Source organism: Enterobacteriaceae bacterium Kacie_13 (assembly GCA_013457415.1).
GTDB lineage: Bacteria > Pseudomonadota > Gammaproteobacteria > Enterobacterales > Enterobacteriaceae > Rahnella.
This window is the reverse complement of sequence record CP045665.1, coordinates 1765649-1777803: the sequence shown is the minus strand read 5'-3', so window position 1 is coordinate 1777803 and position 12155 is coordinate 1765649. Positions and strand designations below refer to the sequence as shown.

At 52.6% G+C, this 12155-nt stretch carries 13 protein-coding genes; 9 read left to right on the top strand and 4 right to left on the bottom strand.

Going from position 1 to position 12155, the window contains the following annotated elements:
- Positions 1-25 precede the first annotated feature (25 nt).
- The 8 genes from citC (at position 26) to GE278_08035 (ending at position 6098) form a co-directional block, all read left to right on the top strand.
- Positions 26-1144: a [citrate (pro-3S)-lyase] ligase gene (gene citC, locus GE278_08070; GenBank protein ID QLK60722.1), complete on the top strand. Its 1119-nt coding sequence runs from the start codon at positions 26-28 to the stop codon at positions 1142-1144.
- 41 nt (positions 1145-1185) lie between these two features.
- Positions 1186-1476, top strand: a complete 291-nt coding sequence (gene citD / locus GE278_08065) for a citrate lyase acyl carrier protein (protein ID QLK60721.1) — start codon at positions 1186-1188, stop codon at positions 1474-1476.
- Positions 1473-2348, top strand: a complete 876-nt coding sequence (citE, locus tag GE278_08060; protein ID QLK60720.1) for a citrate (pro-3S)-lyase subunit beta — start codon at positions 1473-1475, stop codon at positions 2346-2348. Before citD ends, citE begins: the two co-directional genes overlap by 4 nt.
- Positions 2349-2371: 23 nt before the next feature.
- Entirely contained in the window at positions 2372-3913 is a 1542-nt protein-coding gene (gene citF / locus GE278_08055) for a citrate lyase subunit alpha (GenBank protein QLK60719.1), read from the top strand.
- Complete coding sequence (gene citX, locus GE278_08050; GenBank protein QLK60718.1) at positions 3913-4452, top strand: citrate lyase holo-[acyl-carrier protein] synthase; 540 nt, start codon at positions 3913-3915, stop codon at positions 4450-4452. The genes citF and citX overlap by 1 nt, the downstream gene beginning before the upstream one ends.
- A complete protein-coding gene (gene citG, locus GE278_08045) occupies positions 4430-5281 on the top strand; it encodes a triphosphoribosyl-dephospho-CoA synthase CitG (GenBank protein ID QLK60717.1) in 852 nt (283 codons plus the stop codon). The genes citX and citG overlap by 23 nt, the downstream gene beginning before the upstream one ends.
- 413 nt (positions 5282-5694) lie before the next feature.
- A complete protein-coding gene (locus GE278_08040) occupies positions 5695-5925 on the top strand; it encodes a hypothetical protein (GenBank protein QLK60716.1) in 231 nt (76 codons plus the stop codon).
- Entirely contained in the window at positions 5901-6098 is a 198-nt protein-coding gene (locus GE278_08035) for a hypothetical protein (protein QLK63239.1), read from the top strand. The genes GE278_08040 and GE278_08035 overlap by 25 nt, the downstream gene beginning before the upstream one ends.
- A gap of 196 nt (positions 6099-6294) precedes the next feature.
- Here the strand turns inward: GE278_08035 and GE278_08030 are convergent, their stop codons facing one another.
- Both GE278_08030 and GE278_08025 read right to left on the bottom strand, forming a co-directional pair.
- Complete coding sequence (locus tag GE278_08030) at positions 6295-6777, bottom strand: DUF805 domain-containing protein (protein QLK60715.1); 483 nt, start codon at positions 6775-6777, stop codon at positions 6295-6297.
- 51 nt (positions 6778-6828) lie between these two features.
- Entirely contained in the window at positions 6829-7899 is a 1071-nt protein-coding gene (locus GE278_08025; protein ID QLK60714.1) for a LacI family DNA-binding transcriptional regulator, read from the bottom strand.
- 280 nt (positions 7900-8179) lie between these two features.
- Here GE278_08025 and GE278_08020 point away from each other — a divergent pair, with 280 nt between their 5' ends.
- The gene (locus GE278_08020; GenBank protein ID QLK60713.1) at positions 8180-9436 is read left to right on the top strand and encodes a maltoporin; all 1257 of its coding nucleotides are present in this window, start codon (positions 8180-8182) and stop codon (positions 9434-9436) included.
- 259 nt (positions 9437-9695) lie between these two features.
- Here GE278_08020 and GE278_08015 read toward each other — a convergent pair whose 3' ends face one another.
- A complete protein-coding gene (locus tag GE278_08015) occupies positions 9696-10013 on the bottom strand; it encodes a PTS sugar transporter (GenBank protein ID QLK60712.1) in 318 nt (105 codons plus the stop codon).
- A 73-nt stretch (positions 10014-10086) separates the two neighbouring features.
- The gene (locus GE278_08010) at positions 10087-12150 is read right to left on the bottom strand and encodes a beta-galactosidase (protein ID QLK60711.1); all 2064 of its coding nucleotides are present in this window, start codon (positions 12148-12150) and stop codon (positions 10087-10089) included.
- Between the last annotated feature and the right edge of the window lie 5 nt (positions 12151-12155).

Below are 12155 nucleotides of genomic sequence, written 5' to 3'. Positions count from 1 at the left end.
CGGTAACAGATTTAAGGAACGCACTATGTTCAGCCATGAAGATCCGGACTTTCACGTGATCTCCGTCAGCCAGCCGCCGCAGGGCATGTTGGAAGATATTCGCGCCCTGTTGCAACAAAGCCAGCTCGGCATGGATGACGACATTGAGAGATTCGTGGTCGCCTGCGCTGGCAAACGGGTGATCGGTTGTGCCGGGCTGGTCAGTAGCACGATTAAATGCGTAGCAGTCGCTGCCGACTGGCGCGGAGGAAATCTTAGCGCCCGGCTGTTGGGGGAAGTGGAAAATCTGGCCGTTCAGAGCGGGCATTTTCATCTGTTTCTCTACACCCGTCCCGCCAATCTCGAACGCTTTCGCAGCTGCGGTTTTTACCCGCTGGTGCAATGGAATGACGTGGCTGTGCTTATGGAAAATACGCCCGTCGGCATTCGCCATTACTGTCGCTCGCTGCAACGCCATGTTCACAGCGGCCAGCGGATTGGTGCGGTGGTGATGAATGCTAATCCGTTTACTCTCGGCCACCGTTATCTGGCGGAACAGGCTGCGACGACGTGCAACTGGCTGCACGTTTTTGTGGTGAGCGAGGACGTCTCTTATTTTCCATTTCAGGAGCGACTGGAGATGGTTCGTCAGGGCGTCGCCGACCTGACAAATGTGACGGTTCATGCCGGCTCGGAGTATCTGATTTCACGGGGTACGTTTCCCGGCTATTTCCTTAAGGACGCCGGACTGGTGAATCAGGCCTGGAGCGTGATGGATTTGCTGATATTTCGTCAATATATCGCCCCGGCACTAGGCATTACGCACCGTTTCGTCGGCAGTGAACCTTTCTGCCCGGTCACGCATCAGTACAACTGCGATATGTACGATTGGCTGGAAACACCCGCGAGCTCCGCATCACCGCCGCTGGCCGTGGTAGAACTGTCGCGAAAACGCCACGGCAATGGCAAAGCCATTTCGGCCTCTGAAGTTCGCGCGCTGCTCGAAATGCATCAGTTGCCGCGCATCCGCGACATCGTGCCGGATAGCACTTATGCCCATATAGCACAGCACTATTGCACCGTCCTGACCTCTGGCGGGATAACCGCAGACGAACTGACACGGAGAGACGTGTTACAGGTTCAACATCATTTTGCTGACGCATAACGTTTCTTTGTGTAGCCATAAACCTTGCAGGAAAACATCGAATGAACATTGTTAAAGAAGCACTGGCAGGTACGGTGGAATCCAGCGATTTGCTGGTGAAAATCGCCCCCGCCAGTGAGCTGAATGTGGTTATCAACAGCGAGGTGGCCAAACAGTTTGGCGATCAGATCCGCAGTGTTGTTTACGACACGCTGAACGCGCTGGGTGTTACCGCCTGTTTGCTGATTATAGAAGATAAAGGCGCGCTGGACTGCGTCATCCGCGCCCGCGTACAGAGCGCGATACTGCGTGCTGCTCACGCCGAAGACATCAACTGGGAGACATTACGATGAAAAAACTTCGCCGCAGCATGCTGTTCCTGCCGGGTGCCAGCGCCGCAATGTTGTCCACGGCGTTTATCTACCGCCCGGATTCCATCATGTTTGACCTAGAGGACGCTGTTTCCCTGCGCGAAAAAGACAGCGCCCGTATTCTGGTCTTTCATGCGCTGCAACATCCCATGTATCGCGACATTGAAACCGTGGTGCGGATCAACCAGCTCTCTACACCGTTTGGCCTCAAAGATTTGGAAGCCGTGGTGCGCGCGGGCGCAGACGTGGTCAGGCTGCCAAAAACCGATACGCCGGAAGATATCTTTGAGCTGGAAGCGCATATCGAACGTATCGAGAGAGACTGCGGCCGCAGGGTCGGATCCACCAAAGTAATGGCCGCGATTGAATCCGCCATTGGTGTGATCAACGCCGTCGCCATCGCCCGCTGCTCAAAGCGCCTTATCGGTATTGCTCTGGCGGCTTTTGACTACGTGATGGATATGCAAACGGAGCGCGGCGACGGTACAGAATTATTCTACGCACGCTGCGCGGTACTTCACGCCGCGCGCGCTGCCGGAATTGATGCCTTTGACGTGGTGTACTCCGACATTAATGACGATGCGGGTTTCCTGCGTGAAGTCGAGCTTATCCGCAAAATGGGGTTCAACGGTAAATCGCTGATTAATCCGCGACAGATAGAACTGCTACATAACGCTTACGCACCGACGCAGGAAGATGTGGATTACGCACACCGCGTTATCGCTGCTGCCGAAGAAGGCGAAAGCAAGGGGCTGGGCGTGATCTCCCTGAACGGCAAAATGATTGACGGCCCGATCATCAATCACGCACAGGTGGTGCTTGAACGCGCCAGTGCTTCCGGCATGCGCCGCTAGTTCACACTTTGCAGGAAACTAAAATGAGTCATTTGACTGAGGCATTGCACGTTAACTCCCCCTATATGAACGATAAGCATCTGCAACATCTGGTGCCTTTTGAAGGGGCACACCGCGCGACGCCCTATCTCGCCAATCCGGACGCCCGTTTGCACCGCAAACTATGCAATTCACTGGAGCACGCTATTGCACGCAGTGGACTGAAAGACGGTATGACTATCTCCTTCCATCATGCCTTTCGCGAGGGCGATCAGGTGATTAACTGCGTCGTCGAAACGTTGGCACGTCTGGGGTTTAAAAATTTGACGCTGGCCTCCAGCTCCCTGATGTCGTGCAATGACGCGCTGATCGAACCGATTCGAAGCGGTGTCATTAGGAGAATTTATACCTCAGGAATGCGCGGCAAGCTTGCGGATGCCATTTCTCATGGCCTGATGGAAGAACCGGTTCAAATTCATTCGCACGGCGGTCGCGTCAAATTATTGCAGGACGGCGAACTGAAGATCGACGTCGCCTTCCTGGGGGTTCCATGTAGCGACGAGTTTGGCAACGCCAACGGCACACACGGAAAATCCTGCTGCGGTTCACTCGGCTACGCGATGGTAGATGCGCAATTTGCCCGCACCGTTGTCCTCCTGACCGAAGCTCTGGTCCCCTTCCCGAACCTGCCCGCCAGTCTGATCCAGGATCAGGTGGATTACATAGTAAAAGTCGATCAGGTGGGCGATCCGGCAAAAATCAGCGTCGGTGCCGCCCGCGTCACCAGTAACCCGCGTGAACTGATGATTGCCCGCACCGCCGCCGAAGTCATTGAACATTCGGGCTACTTCAAAACGGGTTTTTCGATGCAAACCGGTTCTGGCGCGGCGGCCACCGCCTGCACCCGTTTTATGGAGGAAAAAATGGAGCGCAACCAGATCACTGCCCGTTTTGCCCTTGGCGGCATCACAGGCAGTCTGGTGGATTTGCATGAAAAAGGGTTGATCGAAACATTACTTGATACTCAGTGCTTCGACGCTCAGGCAGCGGCCTCGCTTGAGCGGAATCCACAGCATGTGGAAATCTCCACTAACGTTTATGCCAATCCCGGCGCTAAAGCTGCGTGCTGTGATCAGCTGGATATCGTGATTTTAAGCGCACTCGAAATCGATACCGACTTCAACGTCAACGTGATCACCGGTTCTGACGGCGTGATGCGCGGAGCCTCGGGCGGACATTGCGACGTCGCCAGCGCCGCCAATTTAACGATCGTAGTCGCGCCGCTGCTGCGCAGCCGGATCCCGACCGTCGTTCGCCGCGTAACAACCCGCGTCACACCAGGAGAAAGCATCGATGTGCTGGTGACCGATCACGGCATTGCGGTGAATCCGGCGAGACCTGAAATCCGGCAGCGACTTATTGATGCAGGAATGAGAGTCATGGATATCGAATCACTGTATCAGCGGACCATCTCCCTGACCGGCGTGCCGAAACCTATCGAGTTCACTTCACGTATCGTGGGGGTTATCCGCTACCGCGACGGCAGTGTTATCGATGTCGTTCATCAGGTAAAAGAGGACGCATAATGATACATATGACGCCTGTGTTTGCAGGCGTCAGTCTGGAGGAAATGCTGGCGGCGAAAGAACAGCGCGCCGCACGGCAAACCAACTGGCTGACACATTTCTCACATACGCTGATTTCGCTCACGCTGGTATCGCCGGGGCCGATGAAAGATTCGCTGACTTACCGGCAGGTGATGCGTGAAGCGTTACGGTGCGCCGAAGACACACTGCAGCGGCACAGTTGGCTTGTGCTGAAACACCAGGTTCTCTGGTTGCCAACCGGCGCAGAGGCGTTTTGGTGCATTGAGCACACTGCGCAAGAAGTGAAAGCGGCAATGGTTGAACTGGAGCATTCGCACGTACTGGGTCGGCTGTGGGATTTCGACGTGATTTGCCCGCAGGCGGGTGTCGTTGGCCGCCGGTCGCTGGGTTACGCTGGCCGCCGTTGCCTCATCTGCGAAGAACCGGCACATGCCTGCGCTCGTTCGCATCAGCATCCACTGGCGCAGGTGCTGGCAAAGATGGAGGCGCTGATCGATGGCTGGCAACGCACTCACTGATTTACCCTTTTCCACGCATACTGGCGAAATCAATATCACCGAACGGGCTACGCTGGCGCTTCGCGAAGAAGTCTGGCTGACGCCCAAACCGGGTCTGGTCGACAGCGCCAATAACGGTGCACATTCCGACATGAGTCTGCCGCTTTTTCTGCGCAGCATCGATGCTATCTCACCGTGGCTGAAACAATTTTACGCCCTCGGTCAGCAAAGTTTTTTGCAACCTGCGGGCTCAATGCTGATGGTTATCCGTCCTGCCGGGCTAGCCTGCGAACAGGCAATGTTTAGCGCAACTCGTGGCGTGAATACTCACAAGGGCGGAATTTTCTCTTTGGGATTGCTCTGTACGGCGGCAGGCCGTCTGACGGCACGCCAGCTGCCGCTCACGCGTTCCGGTTTATGCGCAGAAGTGGCTGCGATGACGCAAGGGCTGGTCGAACGTGAACTGATGCCCTTCCGCCGTCCGGTGACCGCCGGTGAGCGCCTGTTTCAGGCACACGGAATGACTGGCGCGCGCGGAGAAGTGCAGAGCGGATTCCTCACCCTGCGTCGTCACATCTTCCCGCACTGGTTTGAGGAAACTTGCCCGCATCGCCGCAGCCTGAGCGCACTACTGCGCCTGATGGCGGTAAATCCGGACACCAATCTGGTGTCACGCGGCGGGCTGGGCGGGCTGCATTTCGTGCAAGGCTATGCCCGGCGGTTACTGGGATCCGGCTGGAGCACGGAGGATTTACAGGAAATGGATCAGGCACTGATCGCCCGAAATCTCAGTCCCGGCGGCAGCGCGGATTTGCTGGCTGTTGCCACTGTGCTGATGGCTTTTCCATAGTGAACGCTACATCAGACTTAGTGTCGATGCGGGTTGCCAGCCATAGCAACCCGCAGTAGTCCTCTATGTGCCCACAATCTTGTCGGGGCCGGACTTACTCATAAAGGGCGAACCACGCAAGCTGGAACCTTTGTCACTCCCCCTTTTCATTTAGATCACTTAATAATCAATCTATTACCTTCACCTTGCCAACTCATTACCGCTCTCGCTCGAATAATATAGATCCTAGATCAAAAAAAGTCATTTAAATCTTAACGGGTTGATATTAATACACTCTTCAATAAATAATTACTAATTAATAAATAAAGTATTTCCATCATTTTTTAAGCATTAAAGTTTTTTCAATAAAGTTAATCCTAATTTATTCTATTGAAAAATGAACTTTTCTAGCCTAATTATTTTCGAGGGTTTTTATGCAAGATAAAATCAACATCCTTATTAACCAATATGGCGGAAAACATAATAAACTCGTGCAGGCCGATTACATTAAAAACAATCAATGGGGACGTATAGACCCAACGAAGAGAAAAGGTGCCTGGGTTTCTAGTTTCTATAATCCGACTCTCAAACAAGTAGTATATGGTCTGGATGATGGTGTTTACGCAGGGTTGGTAAGCGCATATCTTGCTACGGGCAGGCATTAGGTGTAAGAGTCAGCCAGGATACTATAAAATTCTTCGATCCAAACTTCGGGGAATTTATTTTGCCGTATCATAATGGCAATGGTGAAAATATGGGTTCATTTATCGGAAGGTTTTTACAAATGATCTATCCAAAACTTGATAGGTTTGATGTTCTTCATTTCAAAGTTTTATAATCAATATGATCTATTAAAACCACGCTTCATCTTAATACATAAATCTCCTCATTATTATCCTTCCGAATTAGCGTAATGCTTTATCGGTTTCCTTTGAAATATTAGGGTAATAATTTGGGTAATGACTGTTGGGTTACCAGCGTTAAGAGAGTTTGCCACATATCTTGCTGCAAACTCTCTATAACGTTATGAAACTTTATTCAGCAATGACCGGTTTTTGCAAATCCACCGACGTTTTAGATTTCTGGCAGCAGAGATAGATAATCCCTAACAGCGGGATCCAGCCGAGGAGAATACCCAGTACCACATTCAGCATGGCGTAGGTCTCAGGCGTTGCATATTGATTTAGGATGATGTTCAGCAATCGTGAAATGACGCCCGCCAGATAGACGCCGCCAAACCACCAACCGGAGCGGCCAATGTCGTGCATACGGCGGATACCGACGGCGAGCAGTGGCAACGCCAGTACGAGCGCGAAAAGGCTATACGCCATTCCGGCATACAACACGCCGATGTAAGGATCGCCCGCCATAGAGAAGAATGACACGATGCCCATCACCAGCAGGACCATCAACAAGATATTACCCAGCGTGAAGACCCAAAACTCCTTTCTGGTCGCCCTGCCCGCAAATTTCACATAGCCTTTCCAGCCCTGTAAATAACACTGCCATAAGGTCATTCCTTCATTTCCTTTTGTCTTTTTAAAAGTCTGAGGGATTTAAACCGTTTCTTACTGGCCGCGCAACTGCGAAGCAAGTTTATCGAGCTGATCGGCGATCTGGTTCAGGTCTTTGTCCTGTCCGCCCGGTGCACGGGTGGAATTACGCACAACCAGCCTGGCCGGTAAGACTTTAGAAACAGTAACGTCATTTTTAGTCGCCAGCAGACGTTCGACCGCCTCTTTGCTTTGCAGATCCAGATCCAGCGACACCGTGGTCAGCGCCGGATGGAAGAACGCGCTGTCGTAGGTGTCATCGTAGCCAACGATCGACACCTGCTGTGGAATGGCCACATTATGCTGATGCAGCGCGCTGATAACGCCCAGCGCCATCTGGTCATTTCCCACCAGTATCGCGGTAAACTGCGGCGTTTCACGCAGCATTTGCAGCGCGTTGTAATAGCCACTTTTCGCGCTCCAGTCGCCGTGAATCACCGTCACCGGTTCTAACCCTTTCTCCATCAGCGTCTCCTGCCAGCTTTTGAGACGCAGGCGCGATGACACCGAATCCTCCGGCCCCGCCAGCAGCGCGAACTCCCGGTGGCCTAACTCCAGCAGATACTCGACGCTGGCGCGCGACCCGTCGGCAGGATTGAAGCAGACGTTAAACACCGGGCTGGTCGGATCGACGTCGACGAACAAGCACAAAATGTCGCGATTGTTCTCGTAGATCTGCTCCGCTTCGGCACTTTCCAGCGGGATGTTGATAATAACGCGATCGACCCGCTGGGATTTCAGCTCGTTAATGGAATCCTGAATGCTTTGATTCACGTCCTCGTCAATCATCGAAATCAGCACCTGATAACCGGCCTGATACGCATATTTTTTGACGGAAGCGGCTATTTGCGAAGGAGCGTGGAGCGCCAGCGACGTGGTAACCAGCCCCAGTGTGAAACTTTGTTTACCGACCAGCTGCTGTGCCAGTCGGTTCGGTACATAACGCAGGACTTCAATCGCCTGCTCGACTTTAAGACGGGTGGCGTCAGATACGTTGGCGGACTTGTTCAAAACCCGCGAAACGGTCTGATAAGACACGCCAGCGTAGCGGGCAACATCTTCTAATGTCGAACTTTTCGATTTCATTCTCTTTCCCTGCCTGGAATCTGTGAACGTAGCTTACCCCCACATCAATCGACTCAAACTACGGGATCTCATCTAAAAGTTCAATCTGGCGTACCAGATACTGCATAAGTTATACGTTAACATTGCATAATCTTGTGATTTAAATCACTACCCGTTTATTTATACGCCACAAGTTCTGGATCTAAATCACAATTCAGAATGTGTAAAATTGATCATTATTGTTTCTGGGTATCTTATAGATTCCGTAAATGTGAACGTCATACAATCATAAGGAAAAAGAATGAAACACAACTTACGCACTCTGGCTGTGGCGGTTTCCCTCGCCATCACGGCAGGCCCTGCAGTGGCAAACGATATTGATTTTCATGGCTATCTGCGTTCAGGGCTGGGTGTTTCCGGCAGTGGCAGCTTAGAACAGTTCCAGAAAAATAAAGTCGGTCGACTGGGCAACGAAAACGACACTTACGGTGAAGTCGAACTGGGCAGTGAAGTCTACAAAAAGGACGACGTGAGTTTTTATGTCGATTCCATGGTCAGTATGGTTTCCGACGGCTCAAATGATGATGAAAGTACCGTTAACGACGACGCGCAGTTCGGCCTGCGTCAGCTGAATCTGCAAATCAAAGGGCTCGTGCCCTGGGATAAAGATGCGGTGATCTGGGGCGGTAAACGCTACTACCAGCGCCACGACTTACACATCATCGACACCAAGTACTGGAATATCTCCGGTGCGGGTGCCGGGGTGGAAAACCTGAAGCTGGGCGAAGGTGCGCTGTCTGTGGCGTGGATCCGAGGCGATGCCAATGACGTAGATTACCGCGTCGACGGCGACAATGACGTCAACATCAACTACATCGACGTGCGTTATGCCGGGATCAAACCGTGGAGCGGTGCGTGGATGGAAATCGGCGCTGACTACGCCATGCCGAATCTCACGCACGATCAGAAAGAGTACGGCGGCCTGTATGACGCGGATAACGGCGTGATGCTGACCGGCGAAATCAGTCAGGACATGTGGGGCGGCTATAACAAACTGGTTTTACAGTACGCGGACAAAGGCCTGGCGCAGAACATGATCTCCCAGGGTGGCGGTTGGTATGACATGTGGAATTACACCAATGATGCCACCGGTTATCGCGGTATCATCACGGGTCTGATCCCCATCACCAGCAAGTTCAGCCTTAACCACGTGCTGACCTATGGCCACGCGGATAACATCACGGCATACACCGACACGACCGAACTGGTCTCGCTGGTCGGCCGTGCGCAGTATCAGTGGACGGATTATGTCCGTACCATCGGTGAAGTGGGTACTTTCTACCAGAAAGATGATTACAAGAACGGCTCCAACTACAAGCAAGGCGGCCAGAAATACACCCTGGCGATGGGTCTGGCGGCAGGTCCTGAATTTATGTCTCGCCCTGAACTGCGCGTGTTTGCGTCTTATCTGAATGACTCAGAGCACGGCGATACGTTTGAAGATCATACTAAATCCGACACCTGGAACTTTGGGGTTCAGGTTGAGGCCTGGTGGTAAGTTGTTTGTTCATGAAGTAAATGCTGTGCCTGAAATACCGTAATAAAATAAATCTGTGTCTGATTACACTAAGAAATAACCTCATTGTTCTAAATGCTCAGGGTTTAACGCATTTTGTCTTGTAGGGGATCGTGACGTTTTTTGTACCCACGCAGCATCATAATTATTAAAGCGTTAGGATAAACAAAAAGGCAGCCAATTTATCCGGCTGCCTTTTTATTTCACTGCGTTTTAAATTTCACTTTGTATTCAAATAATCTTAATTGCTCTGTAAGCCAAACTTCTCAGTCATCAGTTTCTTCAGGCTGTCGGACTGCTTACCGAATATCGCATGCACTTCCTGGCCGATAATCACCACGCCAATTGCGCCGGTCTGCTGGATAGCGCCTGAATTAACGCGCTTTAATTCTCTGACCTTCACGCGCAGACGGGTAATACAGGCATCGACATTTATAATATTATCGTGCCCGCCAAGCGCTTCTATTAATAACGCTACGTCGGTGGACGGTGGTACTTCATCTTTCAGGTTTTTATTCTTCGCCGAGAACACATGCATAAAGTCTTTAATATTGACCATGATTAATCCTCTCTTGCAGAAATGAAAAAACGTGCAGCAGGGAATATTCCCCGCGGCACGTCAGGAGTAAAACTTATTGTGTGATTTTACGCGTCAGGATCTGACAGCCAAATGCCGGTAACGTCAGTTTTCGCGGCAGATTTCCACCGTGAACGATATCCTGATAATCCTGCGGCAATGTAACGGTCTGGCTGTCAGCATTATAGTTTTGCAGGAAGATAAACTCACTTTCGCCATCAGTGCGGCGTGCGGCGGTAACCCCTTCCGGCAGCAGCGTATCGATAGCACGCGGCAACTTCATTTCATTCGCCAGCGCAGTAAAGAAATCGGTATGGAACTGCTGGTCGTTACGCGATGCCACGTAATACGCCTGCCCTTTACCGTACAAATTCACGGTCACGGCCGGATTACCGGCATAGAAATCGTCGCCGTAGGTGGCCAGCGCTGCCGCCCCTTCCAGATGGATCACTTCGCAAAGCTGCGAGGCGCGGTACGGGCCGCTGAGCCCCAGCGCGTTGCCTTCGACACCCGCAACGCTGTTGTGCTGGTCATCGGTCAGGCTGTCGATCTCTTCCGCCCAGATACCCAGCACCGGACGCAACGGTCCGGGGAATCCATTAAGGAAGCATAAATCGGTTTCGTTGACGATGCCGCTCCAGTAGGTGGCGACAAAGCGTCCGCCTGTCTGAACGAAGTTGCTGATGCGTTCACCGACGCCTTCACGCACCATATAAAGCATTGGGGCGATCACCAGATGGTAGCCCTGCAAATCACAGTCTGCGTTGATAACGTCCACCGCAATTCCCTGCGCCCACAGGGCACGGTAATGATCGGCGACGGTATTTTCGTAATGCAGCCCGGCGTTACGCGGCCCCATCGCATCATCCATCGCCCAGCGGCTTTCCCAGTCGAAGATGATGGCGACTTTGGCTTCCACGCGGCTGCCCGCCACCGGCGCTAATGCCGATAAAATCGAACCAAGTTCAGCGACTTCGCGCCCGACGCGGGTATCTATGTGCCCGACGTGATCGACTACCGCACCGTGGAATTTCTCGGATGAACCGCGGCTTTTACGCCACTGAAAATACTGGACGGAATCGGCTCCGTGGGCGACCGCCTGCAAGGAAGACAGAATGTGCATTCCCGGTTTTTTAAGTTTGCTGGTCGGCTGCCAGTTAGTGAAACTCGGCGTCGATTCCATCAGCACAAAAGGCTTACCCTGCTTGAGGGTACGCATCAGATCGTGATACATCGCGGTATAGGCAGCGAGACCGATATCATCCTTTCGGGTGTGCCACATCGGGTAGCTGTCCCATGAGATGAAATCCAGCACTCCGGCGAGTTTCCAGTAATCGTAATCGTAGAAATATTCCATGAAGTTGGTGGTCGCGGGCAACGCCGGATTTTCGGCTTTCAGCGGTCGGATCTCTTCGCTGCAAAAACGCGTGACCTGAAAGGTGTTAAAGCGCCGCCAGTCGAGATTTAAACCGTGCACGCCACTTTCACCCTGCGGCGATGGCGATTCAAGCTGTGACCAGCCGGTATAAGTATGGCTCCAGAAGGTGCTCCACCAGGCTTTGTTCAGCGCATCGAGCGTGACATAACGGGCTTTCAGCCAGTCGCGGAACTGCTCCTGACAAGTATCGCAATGGCATTCGCCGCCATATTCATTGGAGATGTGCCAGCCAATCACCGCCGGATGGTGCGCGTAACGCTTCGCCAGCTGGCCGTTCATCAGCTGCACTTTTTCGCGGTAAACCGGTGAGCTCATGCAATGATTGTGACGCCCGCCGTGCAGGGCGGGAACGCGGTCGCGCCCGACGCGCAGAACCTGCGGATATTTCTGCGACATCCAGGCCGGACGCGCGCCGCTTGGGGTGGCGAGAAACACCGAAATACCGTTTTCATGCAGGCGGTTTAGCACCTGATCCATCCAGTCAAAGGTGTAGCGGCCTTCTTCAGGCTCCAATGCTGACCAGCTGAAAATCCCCACTGACATCACGTTGCAGCGTGCTTCTTTCATCATTTCGACATCGCGCACCAGCACGTCGGGGTGATCCAGCCATTGCTCGGGGTTATAATCCGCGCCGTGTAACAGACCGGAAACCTTACTGCTCAGAAGAGGGAATTTCGTCATGCTTA